This window comes from Azospirillum soli (assembly GCF_017876165.1).
In the GTDB taxonomy this organism is placed as follows: Bacteria; Pseudomonadota; Alphaproteobacteria; order Azospirillales; family Azospirillaceae; genus Azospirillum; species Azospirillum soli.
In genome coordinates, this window is record NZ_JAGINQ010000016.1 from 37635 (window position 1) to 57905 (window position 20271).

The following is a 20271-nucleotide window of genomic DNA, read 5'->3' on the forward strand; positions in this document are numbered from 1 at the left end:
AAGATTGATTTATGTCCTCACGGCCTCCGATTTCATGGCTTCCAGATTCAGCGCGGCGGCCAGCAAGGCGCGTGTGTAGTCCTGCTCCGGCTCCTCGAAAATGCGGCGGGTCGGGCCTTGCTCCACCACCTTGCCGTCCTTCATGACGATGACGTGGCTGCTGAGCGCCCGCACCACCCTCAGGTCGTGGCTGATGAAGAGGTAGGCGAGGTTGTGCCGCGCCTGGATGTCGCGCAGCAGGTCCACGATCTGCGCCTGCACCGACATGTCGAGCGCCGAGGTCGGCTCGTCCAGCACCACGAACTTCGGCTTCAGCACCAGCGCGCGGGCGATGGCAATGCGCTGGCGCTGGCCGCCGGAGAATTCGTGCGGGTAGCGGTGCCGGCTGGCGGGGTCGAGGCCCACCTCCTCCAGCGCCTGGGCGACCATGGCGTCGCGCTCCTTGCCGGACCCCATGCCGTGGATCTGCAACCCCTCGCCGATGATCTGGCCGACCGACATGCGCGGGCTGAGGCTGCCGTAGGGGTCCTGGAAGACCACCTGCATCTCCCGGCGCAGCGGGCGCAGCCTCGCCGCCTGCAAGCCCTGGATGTTCTTTCCGTCGAAGCGGATCGCCCCCTCGCTGGCGTGCAGCCGCAGCAGCGCGAGGCCCAGCGTCGTCTTGCCGGACCCGGACTCGCCGACCACGCCGACCGTGTGGCCCCGGCGCACGTCCACCGACACGCCGTCCACCGCGCGGACGTAATCGACGGTCCGGCGCAGCAGGCCCTTCTTGATCGGGAAATAGACCTTCAGGCTGTCGGCGGCCATCACCTCCGGCGCGTTCTCCGGCGGGGTCAGCGGGTTGCCCTTGGGCTCGGCAGCCAGAAGCTTCTGGGTGTAGGGGTGCTGCGGGCGGATGAAGATGTCGGCGACGTTGGCTTGCTCGACGATCTCGCCCTGATTCATGACGCAGACCCGGTCGGCCATCTTGCGCACCACGCCCAGGTCGTGGGTGATGAGCAGCAGCGCCATGCCGAAGCGGCGCTGGAGATCCTTCAGCAGCTCCAGAATCTGCGCCTGGATGGTCACGTCCAGCGCGGTCGTCGGCTCGTCGGCGATCAGAAGGTCCGGCTCGTTAGCCAGCGCCATGGCGATCATCACGCGCTGGCGCTGGCCGCCCGACAGTTCATGCGGATAGGCGCCCAGGCGCTTTTCCGGGCTCGGCAGGCCGACCAGCCGCAGCAGCTCCAGCGTGCGCTTGCGCGCGGCGGCGCGGGTCAGGCCCTTGTGCAGGAACAGCGTCTCGTTGATCTGCCGCTCGATGCTGTGGAGCGGGTTCAGCGAGGTCATCGGCTCCTGAAAGATCATGGCGATGCGGTTGCCGCGCACGTCGCGCAGCACCTTCTCCTCCGCCCCCACCAGCTCCGTGTCGCGGAAACGGATGGAGCCCTGGGGATGGTGCGCCATGGGGTAGGGCAGCAGTTGCAGGATCGACAGCGCCGTGACCGACTTGCCCGACCCGGACTCGCCGACCAGCGCGACGGTCTCGCCCTTCGCGATGTCGAACGACACGCCCTTGACCGCGTGCATCGTCCCGCCGGCGGAGCGGAAATCGACGTGCAGGTTGCGGACCTGGAGGAGATCGGTGAGGGGAGGCTGGGTGGTCATGGGCTATTCCGCCTTCTTGAGGGTGGTCATTCCGCCGCCTTCTGCTTTTCGACCACCGCGCCCGACTCGTTGGCGGTTGCGGTTGCGGTGGACAGCTGGCCGATGGTCTTGCGCGGATCGAAGGCGTCGCGCACCGCCTCGCCGATGAAGATCAGCAGGCTCAGCATGATCGCTAGCACGAAGAAGGCGGTCAGGCCCAGCCATGGCGCTTGCAGGTTTGCCTTGCCCTGCGCCAGCAGCTCGCCCAGCGACGGTGATCCCGGTGGCAGGCCGAAGCCCAGGAAGTCCAGCGCGGTCAGCGTGGTGATGGAGCCGTTCAGGATGAAGGGCAGGAAGGTGAGCGTCGCGACCATCGCGTTGGGCAGCACGTGCTTGTACATGATGGTGGCGTCGGTGGCGCCCAGCGCGCGGGCGGCGCGCACATAGTCGAAGTTGCGCGCCCGCAGGAACTCCGCCCGCACCACTCCGACCAGCGAGGTCCAGGAGAACAGCAGCAGCAGGCCCAGCAGCCACCAGAAGTTCGGCGTGACCACGCTGGACAGGATGATCAGCAGGAACAGCGTCGGCAGGCCCGACCAGATCTCGATGAAGCGCTGAAACAGCAGGTCGGTCAGCCCGCCGAAGTAGCCTTGGACCGCGCCCGCCATGATGCCGACGACCGACGAGAACAGCGTCAGCACCAGCCCGAACAGGACCGAGATGCGGAAGCCGTAGATCAGCCGCGCCACCACGTCGCGCCCCTGGTCGTCGGTGCCCAGCCAGTTGTCGGCGGACGGCGGGGCGGGGGCGGGGACCGGCAGGTTGTAGTTGATGGTGCGGTAGCTGTAGGGGATCGGCGGCCAGACGGCCCAGCCCTTCCCGTTGATCAGGTCGCGCACGTAGGGGTCGCGGTAGTCGGTCTCCGTCTCGAACTCGCCGCCGAAGGTCGTCTCCGGGTAGGTCTGGAAGACCGGCCAGTACAGCGCGTTGTCGTATTTGACCAGCAGCGGCTTGTCGTTGGCGATGAACTCCGCGAACAGCGACAGCGTGAACAGCACCAGGAAGATCCAGAAGGACCAGAAGCCCCGCCGGTTCGCGCGGAAGTTCGACAGCCGCCGCCGCGTCAGCGGCGTGACGCGCATGCCCATGAAGCGCGGTGCGAGAGGCGAGGCAAGGGGCGATGCGGCCATCACACCCTCCGCGCTTCGAAGTCGATGCGCGGGTCCACGGCGACGTAGGTGATGTCGCCGATCAGGTTCATGATCAGACCCAGCAGCGTGAAGAAATACAGCGTCCCGAACATCACCGGGTAATCGCGGTTGATCGCTGCCTCGAAGCCCAGCAGGCCCAGCCCGTCCAGCGAGAAGATCACCTCGATCAGCAAGGCGCCGGTGAACAGGATGCCGATGAAGGCGCCGGGGAAACCGGCGATGACGATCAGCATGGCGTTGCGGAAGATGTGCCCGTACAGCACCCGCCGCTCCGCCAGCCCCTTGGCCCGCGCGGTGATGACGTACTGCTTGTTGATCTCCTCCAGGAAGGAGTTCTTGGTCAGCATGGTCAGGCCGGCGAAGCCGCCGATCACCATGGACATCACCGGCAGCACCATGTGCCAGAAGTAATCCAGCACCTGTTGCCACCATGGCAGATCCGACCAGTTGTCGGACACCAGCCCGCGCAGCGGGAACCAGTCCAGATAGCGCCCGCCTGCGAACACGACGATCAGCAGCACGGCGAACAGGAAGCTGGGGATCGCGTAGCCCACGATCACGATGCCCGACGTCCACACGTCGAAGGGCTGCCCGTCGCGCACCGCCTTGGCGATGCCCAGGGGAATGGACACCAGATAGACGATCAGCGTGGTCCACAGCCCCAGCGAGATCGACACCGGCATCTTCTCGATGACTAGATCGACCACGCGGCGGTCGCGGAAATAGCTCTTGCCGAAGTCGAACACGAGATAGTTCGACATCATGTGGATGAAGCGCTCGTGCAGCGGCTTGTCGAAGCCGAACTCGCGCTCCAGCTGCTTGATGAACTCCGGATCCAGGCCCTGCGCGCCGCGATAGCGGCTGCCGGCGTCGCCGCCCTGCGCCGCCTGCTGCTGGGCACCGGCCCCGCCGCTGTCGCCGCCGGCCGTGCCGCCGATGCGGGCGGTGGCCTCCACGGCCGTGCCCTGGACGCGGGCGATCATCTGCTCGATCGGGCCGCCGGGGGCGATCTGCACGATCAGGAAGTTGATGACCATGATTCCGAACAGGGTCGGGATGATCAGCAGCAGACGGCGGATGATGTAGGCCAGCATCGCGCGGGTTCGTGCTCCTTAGGGTCCGGTGCGGCGGGCGGTCGAGGCGAGCTTCGCATTCTTCTCCGGATCGACCCACCAGGTGTCGGCGAAGGCCAGCCCGTACTTGGGCGCAACCGCCGGGTGGGAGAAACGGTTCCAATAGGCCACGCGCCGCACGGTGTCGTGCCAGTGCGGGACGACGTACCAGCCCCACAGCAGCACGCGGTCCAACGCCCGCGTCGTCGCCACCAGCGTTTCGCGGTCGGGGGCCCGGATCAGCTTCTCGACCAGCTCGTCCACCACCGGGTCCTTGATGCCGGCCATGTTGCGGCTGCCCGGCTGGTCGGCCTTGGCCGACTGCCAGAAGTCGCGCTGCTCGTTGCCGGGCGACAGCGATTGGGGCAGGCGCTGGATGACGATGTCGTAATCGAAATTGTCGGTGCGGTTCTGGTACTGCGCCGTGTCCACCACGCGGATGGACGCCTCGATGCCCGCGCGCTCCAGGTTGCGCAGATAGGGCTGGACGATCCGCTCCATGTCCGCCTGCACCAGCAGGAACTCGAAGCGCATCGGCTCGCCGGTCTTCACGTTGACCAGCTTGTTGCCCTTCAGCTCCCACCCCGCCTCCTTCAGCAGGCCGAGCGCCGTGCGCAGGTTCTGGCGGATGTTGCCGGACCCGTCGGTCTTCGGCGGTTCGAAGGGCTTGGTGAAGACCTCTTCCGGCACCTTGCCGCGATAGGGCTCCAGCACCTTCAGCTCGGCCGGGGAGGGCAGCCCCTCCGCCGCCAGTTCGGAATTGGAGAAGAAGCTTTTGGAACGCTGGAACAGGCCGTAGGACAGGTTCGCCCGCGTCCATTCGTAATCGAACAGGTAATTCAGCGCCTCGCGCACCTTGCGGTCCTGGAAGACCGGGCGGCGGGTGTTGAAGACGAAGGCCTGGAGCCCCTGCGGGTCCTGGTGCTTGATCTCTTCTTTCACGATGTGCCCGTCTCGCACGGCGGGCGTGTCGTAGCCGGTGACCCAGTTCTTGGACGAATGCTCCAGCCGGAAATCGACCGAACCGGCCTTGAACGCCTCGAACGCCACGTCCAGGTCGCGGTAATAGTCGTAGCGGATGCGGTCGAAGTTGTAGCGCCCCCGGTTGATCGGCAGATCCTTGCCCCACCAGTCGGCCACGCGCTTGTAAGCGATGGAGCGGCCCGGCTGCACGTCCGCCACTTCGTAGGGGCCGCTGCCGATCAGCGGCTCCAGCGTCGTGGAAGCGAAGTCGCGCGTCGCGAAGGCGTGTTTCGGCAGCACCGGAAGCTGGCCCATGATGACCGGCAGTTCCGGGTTGCTGGTGTTCTTGAAGCTGAACTTCACCGTCCGCTCGCCGGTCTTCTCCGCCTTGCCCACGTCGGCGTAATAGGTGCGGTAGACCGGGTGGCCCTTGTCGCGCAGGGTCTCGAAGCTCCACAGCACGTCTTCGACGGTCACCGGCTTGCCGTCGTGGAAGCGCGCCTGCGGGCGCAGCGTGAAAGACACCCAGCTGCGGTCGTCGGCCACGGCGATGCTCTCGGCCAGCAGGCCGTATTCGGTGATGAACTCGTCGCCGCTGCCGGTGGTCAGCGTTTCGAACACCATCCCGGCCCCGGCGGCGGTCTGGCCGCGCAGGATGAAGGGGTTCAGGTTGTCGAAGCCGCCGTAGGTCGCTAGCTTCACCTCGCCCCCCTTGGGCGCGTCGGGGTTGACGTAGTCGAAATGCTTGAAGTCCGGCCCGTATTTCGGCGCCCCGTGCAGCGCGATGGCGTGGCTGCCCGTCGATTGCGCGAAGGCGGCCGGTGCCAGCAGCGACAGGCCGAACACGGCCGCGAGCATCATCGCCTTTTTCGTCATGCGCCCCTCTGTTCCCTCTGCGGTCTGGAAAGCCGCGTTCCCGGTAAGGTAGGGGGCGACCTATGGCACAATCAAGGCGGAGGCACCGCCTTATTGCCCGCGCTTCTCCCACCACGCCGCCGGATAGCCGGTGTTGCGGAAATCCAGATCGTATTTCGGCGTCTTCTCGGGAAAGGCGAGCGTGGTCTTGTAGGAGATCCAGCTTTCCGGGTTGTACCAGTGCGGGACCATGTAGAAACCCCACAGCAGCACGCGGTCCAGCGCCTTTGTCGCCGCCTGCACGGACGCCAGATCCTTGGCCGCCAGCGCACGGTCGATCATCGCATCCGCCGCCGGCTCCTTGATTCCGGCATAGTTGGCCGATCCCTTCACGTCCGCCGCCGCCGAGCCGAAATAGCTGCGCAGCTCCGTCCCCGGCGGGGTGAAGAAGTTGAAGTTCGCCACCACCACGTCGAAATCGAAATCGTCGGTCCGCGACTCGTACTGCGCGGTGTCCACGATGCGGTAGGACGCGTCGATGCCGACCTTGCGCAGCGATTCGACGTAGGGCTGGATCACGCGCGCCAACCCGCCGGAGCCGTCGAGGAACTCGATCGACATCGCCTCGCCCGTCTTCACGTTGGTCAGCCTGCCGTTCTTCAGCTCCCAGCCGGCCTCCTTGAACAGGCGCGTCGCCTCGCGCACGTTCGCGCGGTTGTTGCCGGTGCCGTCGGTCTTCGGCGGCTCATAGGCCCTGGTGAAGACGGCGTCGGGGATCTTGCCCCGGAAGGGCTCCAGCAGCTCCAACTCGGCCGGCGTCGGCAGCCCCTTCGCCCCGAAGTCGGAGTTGGGGAAGTTCGAGGTGGTCCGGACATACTGGCCGTACAGGATGTTCTTTTGGATCCACTCGAAATCGAACAGGTAGCCCAGCGCCTCGCGCACGCGCAGGTCGGCGAACTTGGCGCGGCGGGTGTTCAGGCGGAAGCCTTGGGCGCCCAGCGGCAGCTCGCTCTTCACGCTGACGCGCGCGACGCGGCCGTCCTTCGCGGCCGGGAAGTCGTAGCCGGTGGTCCAGCGCTGCGCCCGATTCTCGGCGCGGAAGTCGTAGGCGCCGGCCTTGAACGCCTCGAACATCACGTCATCGTCGCGGTAATAGTCCACCTTCACGACGTCGAAGTTGTTGAAGCCCTTCGCCGTGGGCAGATCCTTGCCCCAATAGTCCGCCACCCGCTCGTAGGTGATGGAGCGACCCGGATCGACCGCCTTGATCTTGTACGGACCGCTGCCCAGCGGCGGTTCCAGCGTGGTCTTGGAGATGTCGCGCCCGTTGGCCGTCCACCAATGTTTGGGCTGCGGCGCGATGGACTGGGCGAAGTCGATGATCGGCTTGATCTCGTTCGTCGTCTTCAGCGTGATCTTCAGCCGTTGGTCGTCCAGCGCCTCCACCGTCTCCACGCGGTCGAGGAAGGACTTCAGGAAGGGCGCCCCGTGCGCCTGGATGGACTCCCAGGCGAACACCACGTCGCCCGCCGTCACCGGAACCCCGTTGTGCCAGCGCGCCTCCTTCCTCAGGTGGAACACCGCCCAACGCCTGTCGTCGGGCAACTCCACCGTTTCCACCAGCGCACCGTAGGCGGCGTCCATCTCCCACCCCGAGGGCACCATCAGCGCGTCGGAAATCAGCCCCATCGTGCGCGGCCGCACGCCGCGCAGGATGATCGTGTTCAGGCTGTCGAAGCTGCCCAGCGCGCCGAGGGTCAGCTGCCCGCCCTTGGGCGCGTCGGGGTTGGCGTGCGGGAAGTGGGTGAAGCCCGGCTTGAACTCCGGCTCCCCGAACTGCTTCAGCGCGTGGACCGTGACGGTGTCGGCGTAGGCCGGAACGGCCGCCCCCAAAATTGGAAGCGTCAGAACGGCCAGCATCGGAACGGCGAAGGCGGTGAGAATGCGGCGCATCGGCGGACCTGTCCTTGGTGAGGGGCGACAGCTTAGCACGGCCGCCGGCCGCCCGCAGGCAACCGTATGTTACGGGCACGGCCTTCGGCATGAACGCGCTGCGGCGCAAGATGCGCCCCCGTGACGTGCAATCACAAACGGAGGGCGGCGGCCATGACCATGGTTCGGCGGACAACGGCCGAGTTCATCGGCACATTCTGGCTGGTGTTCGGCGGTTGCGGCAGCGCCGTGCTGGCCGCCGCCTTTCCGCAGGTGGGCATCGGGTTGACCGGCGTGTCGCTGGCCTTTGGGCTGACGGTGCTGACGATGGCCTATTCCATCGGGCACATCTCCGGCTGTCATCTGAACCCGGCGGTGACGGTGGGCCTGTGGGCCGGCGGGCGTTTTCCGGCCAAGGACATCCTGCCGTACGTCATCGCCCAGCTGGTCGGGGCCTTTCTGGCGGCGCTGGTGCTGTACGTCATCGCCAGCGGCAAGGCCGACTGGTCGCTGGCCGAGAAGGGGCTTGCCGCCAACGGCTACGCCGACCATTCGCCGGGCGCGTACAACCTCACCTCCGGTCTGGTGGCGGAGGTCGTGCTGACCTTCATGTTCTTGGTCGTCATCCTCGGATCGACCGACCGGCGCGCGCCCGCCGGCTTCGCCCCGCTGGCCATCGGGCTGGCGCTGACGCTGATCCATCTGATCAGCATTCCCGTGACCAACACGTCGGTGAACCCGGCGCGCAGCACCGGGCCGGCGCTGGTCGTCGGCGGCTGGGCCTTGCAGCAGCTCTGGCTGTTCTGGCTGGCGCCCATCGTCGGCGGCGTCCTCGGCGGCTTCGCCTACAAGCTGCTGGCCGAGGAGCTGCCGCCCAAGCCGGCCATCACCGGCGAGGCCCGGCCCTCCGCCTGAGGCACTTCCTCCCTGTTGGCCTTGGCCGCGACGCCCCGGTCGCGGCCGCTTTTTTGCGCGCTTGTCACGGGAACTCCGCGCGCGTCAACGGTTACTCTGGGGTGACCGTTGACACATTCGGAGTACACCCGTGCGGCAGTTCGACCCCGATTCCAATCCGATGACCGACGAGGATTATGGGATCGTCCTCGGCCTCCTGACCGGCATCTATCTCGGTCTGCTGATCGTCTCTGTGCTGCCTTAGCCGACGCGTTGCGCCGCGCGCTTCCAGTGGTCGGCCATGCGGTCCATCAGCTGGCGGTAGCGGCGGTCGGTCTTCATCAGCTTGCGCACCGCCTTGCCGTTGCGCGGGTCGGCCAGCATCCAGGCCTCGGCGGCGCTCTGGTGCTCCGGGTGGATGGACAGGATGTAGACGGCCGCCTGTTCGGGGACGGTGATGGCGTCCTCGTTCAGCCCTTCCAGGATCGCACCGACGTAGAGCGGCAGCACGTTGCGAAAGTCCGCCGGCCCCGTGTCGTCGCTCTCCGGCGTCTCGCCGCCGTGACCCATCAGAGCCATCCGCTCCTCCGCCGGCAGGGCGAAGAAGGCGTCCAGCCCCAGCAGCAGGTCGCAGACCGTCTTCTTGCGCACCATCCAGTTCGACCCGCCCGACACCCGGTCGGCCAGCGAATGCAGGAAGGGGCGCAGCTTTTCCGGCGAGGTCTCGAAAACGGAACGCTCGGGCTTGGGGATTGCGGTCATGTCGTCTCTGTGAAGAAAGGGGCGCTGTGGGCCCCCACCCAACCCTCCCCCACCTTCGGCGAGGGAGGGCTTAAATAACCTGCCCCCGCCGTCAGGTGGGGGAAGGAGGGGCCCACGGCGCAGCCGTGGGAGGAAGGGGGCTCACCTCAGCGACGTTTCACCCGGCCAGCGCGGCCAGGGTTTCCTGATGGGTGCGGGCGTCGCCGGCGGCGACCACGCGGCCGTCGGACTCGGCGTTCAGCGGGTTGCCCTGCCAGTCTGTCATCAACCCGCCGGCCCCGGTCACCACCGGCACCAGCGCGGCGAAGTCGTACAGCTTCAGCCCCGACTCGACGACCAGATCATAGTAGCCCGACGCCAGCAGGCCGTAGGTGTAGCAGTCGCCGCCATAGACCGACACCTTGGCCCGCCCCGCCACCCGGCGGAAGCCGTCGATGTCCGCGCCCGGAAACAGGTCCGGCGACGTGGTGCCCAGCGTCGCGGCGGCAAGGCCCCCGGCGCAGGCGCGCACGCGGGCCGGCTGGCCGTTGTGGATGGTCGGCTGGCCCTTGATGCCGACCCAGCGGTCGTTGATGATCGGCTGGTCGATGATGCCCAGCACCGGCGTGCCCCGATGCAGCAGCGCGATCAGCGTGCCGAAGATCGGGCGGCCGGTGATGAAGGACTTGGTGCCGTCGATGGGGTCGATGACCCACACCCACTCGGCGTCCAGATTTTTGGTTCCGAACTCCTCGCCATAGATGCCGTCGTCCGGGCGCTCGGCCTCGATGATGGCGCGGATGGTGCGCTCGGCCTCGCGGTCGGCGATGGTGACCGGCGAGGCGTCGGCCTTGTCGTCCACCGCCACCGGCGTGCGGAAATACCGGCGCACCACAGGGCCGGAGGCGTCGGCCAGACGCTGCGCCAGCGTCACCAGGGGGGCGGGACAGGTCTCGGTCATTGCGGGCTCCGCCGGCTTGCGAGGGGAAGGGGAGCGGCATCCTAAACGCGAGGCAGACGGCCGCAAACCGGAAAGGTGGAGGATTGCACCGCCGGGCACTTCCGTGCCGCCCGGCCTTGTGGCAGCCTCTCGCCCATGCTCGACCGACCCAACATCTACGCGGGCGTTCCGCTCGACCGTGCCGCGCTTCGCCGCAAGGACAAGGACTGGCTGGCAGAGGCCTGGGCCTCGCCCGCGGCGCGGGTCATTCCCGTTTGGCGGACGCGCAGCTTCGTCGGCGGGCCCGCCGAATCGCCCTGCGCGGTTTTCACCCCCGCCAGCCTGGGCGTCGAGGGCGACCCCATCTTCCTCGGCCTGTGGTCCGGCGCGCCGCTGTTCGCCCTGGATCTCTCCACTCACGAGACGCCGGAGGAGCATCCGGCCCTCGCCGGCCTTGGCCGGTTCGAGGATCTGCGCGTTGCCGGCCCATTGATGGAAGCGGGGGAGGCCGGCCTGTGCGCCTACGCGCGGGGCATCGTCTGGTGGAACGCACGGCACCGCTTCTGCGGCGTCTGCGGCTCCCCGGCCGAGAGCGCGGAGGCCGGGCACGTCCGCGTCTGCACCAACCCGGACTGCGCCACCCACCATTTCCCGCGCACCGACCCGGCGGTCATCATGCTGGTGCACGACGGCGGCGGCCGGATGGTGCTGGGCCGCAACTCCCGCTTTCCGCCCGGCATGCACTCCGTCCTGGCCGGCTTCGTGGAACCGGGCGAGAGCCTGGAGGACGCCGTCGCCCGCGAGGTGCAGGAGGAAGTCGGCCTGACCGTCACCGACATCCGCTACCATTCCTCCCAGCCCTGGCCGTTTCCGTCATCCCTCATGCTGGGCTTCAGCGCGCGGGCGGTGGACTTCGACATCCGCGCCGATCAGGACGAGCTGGAAACCGCCCGCTGGTTCGACCGCGCCTTTCTGCGGGACCACACCCCCGGCGACGACTTCCGCCTCGCCCGCCGCGACAGCATCGCGCGGCGCATGATCGATGAGTGGATCGCCGCGGGCGACTGACCGGATGAATTGCCACGGCCGGCGCGCTCTGCTAGGGTTGTGGCATGCTGCACCGCAATACGCCGCCTTGATCGACCTGTTCTGATCCCCCCTGGCCCTCTGTCCGGGCCGGGTGCGGCGTGCCGTGCCTTTGGACACATCGCTTGCCTCTTCACCGCGCGATTCGCGCGATCCCTTTCCCTGTTCCCAAAAGAAATCCGATGACGTTCGATTTGAAACGACTCCGCGCGGAGTGGTTCGGCAATGCGCGTGGCGACGTTCTCGCCGGGCTGGTCGTGGCCCTCGCGCTCATTCCCGAAGCGATCGCCTTTTCCATCATCGCCGGCGTGGACCCCAAGGTCGGGCTCTACGCCTCCTTCTGCATCGCCGTGACCATCGCCTTTGTCGGCGGACGGCCCGGCATGATCTCGGCGGCGACCGGGGCCATGGCGCTGGTGATGGCCGATCTGGTGAAGGACCATGGGCTTGACTACCTGCTGGCCGCGACGCTGCTGACCGGCGTGCTGCAGATCGGTATGGGCCTGCTGCGGCTGGGGCGCTACATGCGCTTCATCTCCCGCTCGGTCATGACCGGCTTCGTCAACGCGCTGGCGATCCTGATTTTCATGGCCCAGACGCCGGAGCTGATCGGCGTTACCTGGCAGACCTATGCGATGGTCGCGGCCGGTCTGGCCATGCTCGTCCTGTGGCCGCGCCTGACCAAGGCGGTGCCGGCGCCGCTGATCGCCATCGCGGTCCTGACGGCGGTGGCGATGCTGACCGGCGCTGACGTGCGCACGGTGGGCGACATGGGCCAGCTGCCGACGGAGCTGCCAGCCTTCGCCCTGCCCAATGTGCCGCTGACGCTGGACACGCTGTGGATCATCCTGCCGGTGGCGATCACCCTGTGTTTCGTGGGCCTTCTGGAATCGCTGCTGACCGCCGCCATCGTGGACGACCTGACCGACACGCGCAGCGACAAGAACGTGGAAGCGCGCGGCCAGGGCATCGCCAACATCGTCGCCGGCCTGTTCGGCGGTATGGCCGGCTGCGCCATGATCGGGCAGTCGGTCATCAACGTGACCTCCGGCGGTCGCGGCCGCCTGTCCGCCTTCGTGGCGGGCAGCGTGCTGCTGGTGCTGGTCGTGGCCTTGCAGGAGTGTCTGGTTCGCATCCCCATGGCGGCGCTGGTCGCCGTGATGATCATGGTGTCGGTCAACACCTTCGACTGGCGCTCTCTGACCCGCATCCGGACGGTGCCGGTGGGCTCGACCATCGTGATGCTGGTGACCACCGCCACCATCGTCGCGACCCATGACCTGTCCAAGGGCGTGTTCGTCGGCGTGCTGCTGAGCGCGGTGTTCTTCGTCCGCAAGATCGCCCGCCACGTCGGCGTGTCGGTGGAGCCGGGGGCCGACGGCCGCACGCGCACCTACCACGCCCATGGTCAGGTCTTTTTCGCCTCGGCCGACCGCTTCGCCCGCTCCTTCGACACGGGCGCCGGGGCGGAGCGCGTGGTCATCGACCTGACGCGCGCCCATTTCTGGGACCTGACCGCCGTCGCGGCGGTGGACAAGGTGGTGATGCGCTTCCGCCGCGCCGGTGCCGACGTCCAGCTGATCGGCCTGAACGAGGCCAGCGCCACGCTGATCGACCGCCTCGGCCGTCACGACAAGCCGGAACTGGCGGCGCAACTCGGCCACTGATGCGAAAAGGGCGGCCCCGTAGGCCGCCCTTTCTTTTTCGGTTTCAGTCTTCGCCGACCCGCTGGCTTTCCTGATAGCGGAAGGGGTTGGCCGGATAGACGCCCAGGATCTTCACCTCGCGGGCGAAGAAGTCCAGCTCCTCCAGCGCCAGCCGCAGGGGCCGCTCGTCGGGGTGGCCTTCCACATCGGCGTAGAACTGGGTCTGGTGGAATTGCCCGCCGACCATGTAGCTTTCCAGCTTGGTCATGTTGACGCCGTTGGTGGCGAATCCGCCCATCGCCTTGTACAGCGCGGCCGGCACGCTGCGGACGCGGAAGACGAAGGTGGTGATGACCTTTCCCGTACCCACGGGCGGCAGCTTCGGCTCGCGCGCCAGGATCAGGAAGCGGGTGGTGTTGTGCTCCGCGTCCTCGATGCTGCCCTTCAGGATGTCCAGCCCGTAGATCTCGGCGGCCAGCGAGGAGGCGATAGCGGCGTGCCGCGGGTCGTTCAGCTTGGCGATCTCGACGGCGGCCCCGGCGGTGTCGGCGTGGCTGATCGCCTCCAGCCCCAGTTCGCGGATCATCTTGCGGCACTGGGACAGCGCCTGGATGTGGCTGCGCACCGTCTTGATGCTGTCCAGCGTGGCGCCCTTCGGGGCGAGCAGCTGGTGGTTCACCCGCTGGAAATGCTCGCCGATGATGTGCAGGCCGCCTTCGGGCAGCAGATGGTGGTTGTCCGCCACGCGGCCGGCGACCGAATTCTCGACCGGGATCATGGCGAGCGCCGCGCGCCCTTCGCGCACGGCGGCGAAGGCGTCCTCGAACGTGGCGCAGGGCAGCGTCGTCATCTCCGGAAAGACGTTCCGGCACGACAGGTCGGAGTAGGCGCCGGGGAAGCCCTGAAAGGCGATCACGTTCGAGGTCGGCATGGGATTTTTCTTTAAATTATGAGCTGCGTTTGGCCAGGATCGCGCGGGCGCGCTCCAGGTCGGCCGGAGTATCGACGCCGAGCGGAACCGCGTCAACGACGGCGGCGTCGATGCGCATGCCGAAGGCGAGCGCCCGCAGCTGTTCCAGCTTCTCGCGCTGCTCCAGCACCGACGGCGGCAGCCGCACGTAGCGCTCCAGCGCGGCGCGGCGGTAGGCGTACAGCCCGATGTGGTGGTACAGCGGCCCGTCGCCCCACGGCGCGGTGGTGCGGCTGAAGTACAGCGCCCGGCCGCGCCTGGCGCCCGGCGGCAGCTCGATGATTGCCTTCACCACGTTGGGGTCGGTCCGCTCCTCCTCGCGGGTGATCTCCACGACCAGCGTGGCGATGTCCACCTGCGGGTCGGACAGCGGCGCGAAAGCCGCGCGGACCACGGCGGGTTCGACGGTCGGCAGATCGCCCTGCACGTTGACCACCGCGTCGTACTTCTCCTCGGGGTCGAGCAGGCTGACCGCCTCGAAGATGCGGTCGGAGCCCGACGGATGGTCCGGCCGGGTCAGCACGGCGGTGCCGCCCGCCGCCTCGATGGCCCTGGCGATCTCCGGCTCGGCGCAGGCGACGACCACGGGGCCGATCTCCGCCTCCATGGCGCGGCGCCAGACCTGGACGATCATCGGCTCCCCCGCGATGTCGGCCAGCGGCTTGCCGGGCAGGCGGGTGGACGCCATGCGGGCCGGGATGACCACGATCGGATTCGATGGCGGGGGATTTGAGGGCGGGGGATTGGCGGCGCTCATCGGACTTGGACCCGTGTCACGTCTGGGAATTGGCGCGGGTGAACCATGGATCCCTCTTTTCGTCAAGCGTCGCGGCACCAACATTCAGGCAACGCTTGCGCTTGTCCGTCCCCCCGCCGGGGCGATGACAAGCGGCGGCGCGCGCGCTATCGTTCGATGAAACGCCTCCGATGGAACGCCTCGATCACGGGCGGTCACCCCGCAGGGCAAACGAATAAAGGGATAGAGACGCAATGAGCATGGAGTGGAACAAGATATTCGGCGCCGTGCTGCTGGCGGGTTTGATCGCCATGTTGTCGGGCTTCGTCGCCGAGGTGCTGGTGCATCCGAGACAGCTGGAGAAGGCCGCCTACGTGGTCGCCATGCCGGAAGGCCAGGGCAAGGCGGAGACCGCCGCGGCACCGTCCGGCCCGGCCCCCATCGGCCCGCTGCTCGCCAGCGCCGATCCGGCGGCCGGCCAAGCGGCGTCCAAGGCCTGCGCCGCCTGCCACAGCTTCGATAAGGGCGGCGCCAACAAGGTCGGCCCGAACCTCTACGGCATCGTCGGGGCCAAGCACGGCCACATCGACGGCTTCGCCTATTCCGACGCCATCAAGGGCAAGGCCGGCGACTGGAACTACGACGAGCTGAACAAGTTCCTCTACGACCCGAAGGCCTATGCGCCGGGCACCAAGATGACCTTTGCCGGCCTGAAGAAGGATCAGGAGCGCGCGAACGTCATCGCCTATCTCCGCTCCCTCTCCGACAACCCGGCCCCGCTGCCGCAGTAAGGGGGCAAGGGGCGTTCAATCCCTCCCCCGCCCAGCGGGGGAAGGGGCTCCTCACAGGTAAGGGCCGATCACCGCCATGGCCCGCGCCAGATACTCGTCCTTCTGGCCCACCGGGGCGACGTAGTGCAGGATAGCCTCCGCCTCCTCGCGGCCGGCCCCGCGCGCGATGACCCATCCCGCCAGATAATGGGACCCCAGACAGCCGCCGGCCGTGGCGATGTTGCCGACCGCGTGGAACGGCTGCTCCAGCACGGTGATGCCCGCCTCGACGGCCCACGGCTTCGTGACCGTGTCCGTGCAGGCCGGCACGTTCTCCAAAAGACCCAAAGCTGACAGCAACAGCGCGCCGCTGCATTGTGCGCCAATCAGCTGACGCGACGGGTCGAGAGCCAATTCCTGCAAAATCTTTTCATCCCGCGCAATGTCGCGGGTCCTCACGCCGCTGCCGACGAGCACGATGTCGGCCTCCCGTGCGAAGGAAAGCGGCTGCTGGCGCTCCACGCGCACGCCGTTCATGGAGGTGACGACCGGGGTGGGGCTGGTGATCTCGGCTTTCCAGCCGGGGCGGTTGACCCGGTTCAACAGGGCGGACGCGATGAAGGAGTCCAGCTCGTTGAATCCGTCGAAGGTCAGGACGGCGGTGCGCATGGCGGGGCTCGCTTGTTGTTCGCCCCGATTATGGCTGCCGTTCGTCGTTTTTGAAAACTAAAGCGGCCGCCGCGCCTTCAGCGCCGCCGTCAGGGTCCCGTCGTCCAGATAATCCAACTCCCCACCCACCGGCACGCCGTGGGCGAGGCGGGAGACGGCGACGTCCGTGCCGGCCAGCCGGTCGGTCACCACATGGGCGGTGGTCTGGCCGTCCACGGTTGCGTTCAGCGCCAGGATGACTTCCCGAACCGCCGGGTCCTTGGCCCGCTCCACCAGAGCGGGGATGTTCAGGTCGTCCGGCCCAACGCCCTGCAAGGCCGACAGAACGCCGCCCAGCACATGGTAGGTGCCGCGAAAGGCGCGCGTGCGCTCCAGCGCCCACAGGTCGCCGGCATCCTCCACTACGCAGATAGTGGCGCGGTCGCGCGTCGGGTCGGAACAGACGGTGCAGGGATCGCGGCTGTCCAGGTTGCCGCAGACCGAGCAGCCGCGGATCGCCTCGCCGGCCAGCGCCATGGCCTCCGACAGCGGCACCAGCAGGGTGTCGCGCCGCTTCATCAGATGCAGCGCCGCCCGCCGCGCCGACCGGGGACCCAGCCCCGGAAGCTTGGACAGCAGGTGGATCAGCCGCTCGATTTCAGGTCCGATCATGGAAAAACAACGGAGTTCATCGGTGTCTATCTGTGTTCATCTGTGTCTAAATTCCCAATTCACAAGGAGGGATTTGACACAGATGGACACAGATGAACACAGATTGGACCGTCCGCGTTCATCCGTGTCCTGGCGGCTGAGTAAGGATCAGAACGGCAGCTTCATGCCCGGCGGCAGCTTCAGGCCGCCCATCATCTTCTGGGTCTCTTCGGCGACGAGCTGCTCGGCCTTGGTCTTGGCGTCGTTGAAGGCGGCGACGATCAGGTCTTCCAGCATCTCCGTGTCGTTCGGATCGACGATGGACTTGTCGAGCTTGACCTTCTTCATCTCGCTCTTGCCGTTGATGGTGACCTGGACCATGCCGGCGCCCGACTGGCCGGTCACCTCGACCTCGCCCAGGCGGTTCTGCATCTCCGCCATCTTCGTCTGCATCTGCTGGGCCTGCTTCATCATCTGGCCGAGGTTCTTCATGGGTCAGAAATCTCCTTCATCGTCGAGCGGGTAATAAACCCCGTCTTCCTGCTGCATGACCATAAGGTCGGGAGTCTCGCCGTCATCCGCAACCGGGGGCTCGGCTTCAACCGTGGCCGCGAGGTCGCGGACCTCGGCGATCTTGGCGCCGGGAAAGGCGTCCAGAACGGCGCGCACCACCGGGTTGGCCTCCGCCTCCGCGAAGGCGCGCTGAATCGCCGCCTGCTCCTGCTCGGCCAGCGTCGGTTCGCCCGGAGCGTCCGACACGATCACCACCCAGCGATGCCCGGTCCATTCCGTCAACAGTTGGCCGACGCGATTCGGCAGGGTGGGCGGTGCGACCGACTTCAGCCGCAGCTCCAGCCGCCCCGGCTCCATGCGCACGAGGTGCGCGCTACCGGTCAGGTGGCCGTAGAGCGCGCCCTCGCGCTGGTCGGCGAACAGCTGGACGAGGGCCTTGAAGTCGCGCGGCATCGGCAGGCGCTCTTCCGCCGCGACCGCCACGGCCTCCACCGGCTGCGGCGCGGCCTGTGCCTCCACTGGCCGGGCCACGGCGCGCACGCTGGTTCCGGCGACGGCCACCGGCCCGCCACCCGGACCGCGCGGCGCGGGACCGCCGCCGGCACTCCCGTTCCCACCGTTGTTCGCGTTCTGGAATTGGCGGATCAACTCGCCCGGCGTCGGCAGGTCGGCAGCGTAGGACAGCCGCACGATGACCATCTCCAGCGCCTGCTGCGGCACCGGTGCCGCCTGCACCTCGCCCAGCCCCTTCAGAAGCAGCTGCCACGCTCGCGTCAGCGCCGGCATGCCGAGCCGCCCGGACAGCGCCGCGCCGCGCGTCCGCTCCGCCTCGGGCAGCGACAGGTCGTTGGCCGTCTCCGGCACCACCTTCAGGCGGGTCAGGTTGTGCACGAGGTCCAGCAGGTCCTGGAGGATCACCACCGGATCGGCGCCGACGCGGTGCAGGTCGGCCAGGATGTCCATGGCCTCCGCCGGCTTGGCGGTGACGGCGGCCTCGAACAGGTCGATGACCTTCGACCGGTCGGCGAGGCCCAGCATGTCGCGCACCTGCTGCGCGGTCACGGTCCCGGCGGCCAGCGCGATGGCTTGATCCAGCAGCGACAGCCCGTCGCGCACCGACCCGTCGGCGGCGCGCGCGATCAGCGACGCGGCGTCCGGCTCGATGCTGGAACCCTCCAGCCCCGTCACGCGGGTGAAATGCTCCTTCAGCACCTGCGCATCGACGCGCCGCAGGTCGAAGCGCTGGCAGCGCGACAGCACCGTGACCGGAACCTTGCGGATTTCGGTGGTGGCGAAGACGAACTTCACATGGGCCGGCGGTTCCTCCAGCGTCTTCAGGAGCGCGTTGAACGCGCTCTTGGAGAGCATGTGGACCTCGTCGATGATGTACAGCTTGTAGCGCGCCGAGACGGGGGAATAGCGCACGCCCTCGATGATTTCGCGGATGTCGTCCACGCCGGTGTGGCTGGCGGCGTCCATTTCCATCACATCGACGTGCCGGTCCTCCGCGATGGCGCGGCAGTTGTCGCAGACGCCGCAGGGGGTGACCGTCGGCCCGCCGGTGCCGTCCGGGCCGGTGCAGTTCAGCGCGCGGGCGATGATGCGGGCGGTGGTCGTCTTGCCCACGCCGCGCACGCCGGTCAGCATGAAGGCCTGGGCGATGCGGCCGGAGTTGATGGCGTTGGTCAGCGTGCGGACCAGCGCGTCCTGCCCGATCAGCTCGGCGAAGGTCTTCGGCCGGTACTTGCGCGCCAGCACTCGGTAGGCGAGCCCGGTCGCGGGAGTCCCAGCGGTTTCGGCGGAATTTTCGGCAACAGTGGTATCGGTCACGCGGCTGGCCCGGAAATCGGCTTCACGACGGAGCGCAGAATAGCGTCACGGCGCAAGGCTGTCGCCGTTTCAATTCGCTACCACGATGTTGAGGGGGGGTTGAGGGTAGAAGGTGGGAGACTGGACAAACGACCCGAGCCGAAACTCGTTGCGGCTGCTTCCTTCCGGACCTGACCGGGTTGGCGAGGGACTCGTCCGCCGCCAGCCTCCCGCGCCTTATATCGGCGATGGGGCCGTCATATGCAAGGTGATTCCGACATGGTGCGTTACGACACGGCGCGCCCCGGCGACGAGCTCGGCCGCGCAGCCCCCGCGTCGAAATACTGGCTCGGCGTGGCGCCCAGGGCGCGGCGGAACATGGCGGTGAAGGCGCTGGCGCTGCCGTAGCCGGCGGCGCGGGCCACCTCCGCGACCGACCGCCCCAGCGCCAGCCCCGCCATTGCTTCGGCCAGCCGCGCCTGCTGACGCCACGCCCCGAAGGTCAGACCGGTTTCGCGCAGGAACAGCCGGGCCAGGGTGCGGGCGCTGGCCCCGGCGCGCTCCGCCCAGGCCTCCAGCGTGTCGTCCTGGGTGGGATCGTCCAGAAGGGCGCGGCAGAGCGCGGCCAGACGCGGGTCGCGCGGCAGGGGAAGGCGCAGCGGCACCTCGGCGGCGCGTTCCAGCTCGTTCAGGATCAGCCCGCCGATCATCTCCGCCCGCGCGCCGTCCTCCGCCTCCTCCACCGCCGCGAGGATCAGGGCGCGCAGCAGGCCGGACACCTCGATCACCCGGCAGGAGCCGTCCGGCATGAAGGGCGCCGCCGACGGCGTGATGAACAGGGTGCGCATGGACAGGGCGCCGGTCATCTGCAACGCGTGCTCCATCCCCGGCGGAATCCAGACCGCCCGCAGCGGCGGCACGATCCATGCGCTGTCGGCGGTGGTTACCCGCATTGTGCCGGAGGTCGCGAACAGAAGCTGGGCGCGCCCGTGCCGGTGCGGAGCGACTCGGGCACCGTGCGGATACTCCTTCGCCATCGCCAGGATCGGCTGCGGCCGGTGCTCGTGAGCCCAGGGGTTGGTGCAGGGGACGCGCATGCTTGTCCGTTTCGCGACGAAATCTGGCCGGACGCAGTATGGCGGACGCCTTTATCCTCGCCAATGCC

At 67.9% G+C, this 20271-nt stretch carries 18 protein-coding genes and 1 other RNA gene; 4 read left to right on the forward strand and 15 right to left on the reverse strand.

Translation table 11 applies throughout. The features are described from left to right. Window positions 1–9 precede the first annotated feature (9 nt). The 5 genes from J2852_RS22155 to J2852_RS22175 form a co-directional block, all read right to left on the reverse strand. Window positions 10–1650, reverse strand: coding sequence for an ABC transporter ATP-binding protein (locus J2852_RS22155; protein WP_209879855.1), 1641 nt, complete (start codon window positions 1648–1650; stop codon window positions 10–12). A gap of 26 nt (window positions 1651–1676) precedes the next feature. Beyond that, entirely contained in the window at window positions 1677–2819 is a 1143-nt protein-coding gene (locus J2852_RS22160) for an ABC transporter permease (protein ID WP_246499911.1), read from the reverse strand. After that, entirely contained in the window at window positions 2819–3934 is a 1116-nt protein-coding gene (locus J2852_RS22165; RefSeq protein WP_209879858.1) for a microcin C ABC transporter permease YejB, read from the reverse strand. The genes J2852_RS22160 and J2852_RS22165 overlap by 1 nt, the downstream gene beginning before the upstream one ends. A gap of 18 nt (window positions 3935–3952) precedes the next feature. Continuing rightward, window positions 3953–5791, reverse strand: coding sequence for an extracellular solute-binding protein (locus tag J2852_RS22170; protein WP_246499912.1), 1839 nt, complete (start codon window positions 5789–5791; stop codon window positions 3953–3955). Between the two features lie 90 nt (window positions 5792–5881). After that, entirely contained in the window at window positions 5882–7723 is a 1842-nt protein-coding gene (locus tag J2852_RS22175) for an extracellular solute-binding protein (protein ID WP_209879862.1), read from the reverse strand. 153 nt (window positions 7724–7876) lie between these two features. Here J2852_RS22175 and aqpZ point away from each other — a divergent pair, with 153 nt between their 5' ends. Continuing rightward, window positions 7877–8617: an aquaporin Z gene (aqpZ, locus tag J2852_RS22180; RefSeq protein WP_209879865.1), complete on the forward strand. Its 741-nt coding sequence runs from the start codon at window positions 7877–7879 to the stop codon at window positions 8615–8617. A 240-nt stretch (window positions 8618–8857) separates the two neighbouring features. On the opposite strand, the gene J2852_RS22185 is transcribed toward aqpZ, so the two are convergent. Both J2852_RS22185 and hisN read right to left on the reverse strand, forming a co-directional pair. Continuing rightward, window positions 8858–9358: a hypothetical protein gene (locus J2852_RS22185; protein WP_209879868.1), complete on the reverse strand. Its 501-nt coding sequence runs from the start codon at window positions 9356–9358 to the stop codon at window positions 8858–8860. A 157-nt stretch (window positions 9359–9515) separates the two neighbouring features. Continuing rightward, complete coding sequence (gene hisN, locus J2852_RS22190; RefSeq protein ID WP_209879870.1) at window positions 9516–10298, reverse strand: histidinol-phosphatase; 783 nt, start codon at window positions 10296–10298, stop codon at window positions 9516–9518. Window positions 10299–10433: 135 nt separating this feature from the next. Here hisN and nudC point away from each other — a divergent pair, with 135 nt between their 5' ends. Beyond that, window positions 10434–11345: an NAD(+) diphosphatase gene (gene nudC, locus J2852_RS22195; protein ID WP_209879872.1), complete on the forward strand. Its 912-nt coding sequence runs from the start codon at window positions 10434–10436 to the stop codon at window positions 11343–11345. 200 nt (window positions 11346–11545) lie between these two features. Next, window positions 11546–13030: a SulP family inorganic anion transporter gene (locus tag J2852_RS22200; RefSeq protein WP_209879875.1), complete on the forward strand. Its 1485-nt coding sequence runs from the start codon at window positions 11546–11548 to the stop codon at window positions 13028–13030. A 43-nt stretch (window positions 13031–13073) separates the two neighbouring features. Here the strand turns inward: J2852_RS22200 and J2852_RS22205 are convergent, their stop codons facing one another. After that, window positions 13074–13940, reverse strand: coding sequence for a prephenate dehydratase (locus J2852_RS22205; protein ID WP_209879879.1), 867 nt, complete (start codon window positions 13938–13940; stop codon window positions 13074–13076). Between the two features lie 16 nt (window positions 13941–13956). Next, entirely contained in the window at window positions 13957–14736 is a 780-nt protein-coding gene (locus J2852_RS22210; protein WP_209879882.1) for a 3-deoxy-manno-octulosonate cytidylyltransferase, read from the reverse strand. A gap of 233 nt (window positions 14737–14969) precedes the next feature. Between J2852_RS22210 and J2852_RS22215 the strand changes: the two genes are divergently transcribed. Beyond that, window positions 14970–15506 (forward strand): c-type cytochrome, encoded by a 537-nt coding sequence (locus tag J2852_RS22215; RefSeq protein ID WP_209879885.1) that lies wholly within the window; start codon window positions 14970–14972, stop codon window positions 15504–15506. A gap of 51 nt (window positions 15507–15557) precedes the next feature. On the opposite strand, the gene J2852_RS22220 is transcribed toward J2852_RS22215, so the two are convergent. The 6 genes from J2852_RS22220 to J2852_RS22245 form a co-directional block, all read right to left on the reverse strand. Then, the gene (locus J2852_RS22220) at window positions 15558–16154 is read right to left on the reverse strand and encodes a DJ-1/PfpI family protein (RefSeq protein ID WP_209879887.1); all 597 of its coding nucleotides are present in this window, start codon (window positions 16152–16154) and stop codon (window positions 15558–15560) included. Window positions 16155–16211: 57 nt separating this feature from the next. Continuing rightward, complete coding sequence (gene recR, locus J2852_RS22225) at window positions 16212–16805, reverse strand: recombination mediator RecR (RefSeq protein WP_209879890.1); 594 nt, start codon at window positions 16803–16805, stop codon at window positions 16212–16214. 147 nt (window positions 16806–16952) lie between these two features. Continuing rightward, entirely contained in the window at window positions 16953–17276 is a 324-nt protein-coding gene (locus tag J2852_RS22230) for a YbaB/EbfC family nucleoid-associated protein (protein ID WP_209879893.1), read from the reverse strand. Between the two features lie 3 nt (window positions 17277–17279). Beyond that, complete coding sequence (locus J2852_RS22235; protein WP_209879896.1) at window positions 17280–19127, reverse strand: DNA polymerase III subunit gamma/tau; 1848 nt, start codon at window positions 19125–19127, stop codon at window positions 17280–17282. A gap of 112 nt (window positions 19128–19239) precedes the next feature. Further along, window positions 19240–19337: signal recognition particle sRNA small type (gene ffs, locus J2852_RS22240), an RNA gene on the reverse strand. A 56-nt stretch (window positions 19338–19393) separates the two neighbouring features. Further along, complete coding sequence (locus tag J2852_RS22245; protein ID WP_209879899.1) at window positions 19394–20203, reverse strand: AraC family transcriptional regulator; 810 nt, start codon at window positions 20201–20203, stop codon at window positions 19394–19396. Window positions 20204–20271: the final 68 nt, after the last annotated feature.

Coding starts and splice junctions, on each gene's coding strand:
- J2852_RS22205 (WP_209879879.1), bottom strand. CDS start 13,940: ATGCCGACCTCGAACGTGATCGCCTTTCAGGGCTTCCCCGGCGCCTAC.
- J2852_RS22160 (WP_246499911.1), bottom strand. CDS start 2,819: ATGGCCGCATCGCCCCTTGCCTCGCCTCTCGCACCGCGCTTCATGGGC.
- aqpZ (WP_209879865.1), top strand. CDS start 7,877: ATGACCATGGTTCGGCGGACAACGGCCGAGTTCATCGGCACATTCTGG.
- J2852_RS22230 (WP_209879893.1), bottom strand. CDS start 17,276: ATGAAGAACCTCGGCCAGATGATGAAGCAGGCCCAGCAGATGCAGACG.
- J2852_RS22245 (WP_209879899.1), bottom strand. CDS start 20,203: ATGCGCGTCCCCTGCACCAACCCCTGGGCTCACGAGCACCGGCCGCAG.
- J2852_RS22200 (WP_209879875.1), top strand. CDS start 11,546: ATGACGTTCGATTTGAAACGACTCCGCGCGGAGTGGTTCGGCAATGCG.
- nudC (WP_209879872.1), top strand. CDS start 10,434: ATGCTCGACCGACCCAACATCTACGCGGGCGTTCCGCTCGACCGTGCC.
- recR (WP_209879890.1), bottom strand. CDS start 16,805: ATGATCGGACCTGAAATCGAGCGGCTGATCCACCTGCTGTCCAAGCTT.
- J2852_RS22155 (WP_209879855.1), bottom strand. CDS start 1,650: ATGACCACCCAGCCTCCCCTCACCGATCTCCTCCAGGTCCGCAACCTG.
- J2852_RS22170 (WP_246499912.1), bottom strand. CDS start 5,791: ATGACGAAAAAGGCGATGATGCTCGCGGCCGTGTTCGGCCTGTCGCTG.
- J2852_RS22210 (WP_209879882.1), bottom strand. CDS start 14,736: ATGAGCGCCGCCAATCCCCCGCCCTCAAATCCCCCGCCATCGAATCCG.
- J2852_RS22220 (WP_209879887.1), bottom strand. CDS start 16,154: ATGCGCACCGCCGTCCTGACCTTCGACGGATTCAACGAGCTGGACTCC.
- J2852_RS22165 (WP_209879858.1), bottom strand. CDS start 3,934: ATGCTGGCCTACATCATCCGCCGTCTGCTGCTGATCATCCCGACCCTG.
- J2852_RS22175 (WP_209879862.1), bottom strand. CDS start 7,723: ATGCGCCGCATTCTCACCGCCTTCGCCGTTCCGATGCTGGCCGTTCTG.
- J2852_RS22215 (WP_209879885.1), top strand. CDS start 14,970: ATGAGCATGGAGTGGAACAAGATATTCGGCGCCGTGCTGCTGGCGGGT.
- hisN (WP_209879870.1), bottom strand. CDS start 10,298: ATGACCGAGACCTGTCCCGCCCCCCTGGTGACGCTGGCGCAGCGTCTG.
- J2852_RS22185 (WP_209879868.1), bottom strand. CDS start 9,358: ATGACCGCAATCCCCAAGCCCGAGCGTTCCGTTTTCGAGACCTCGCCG.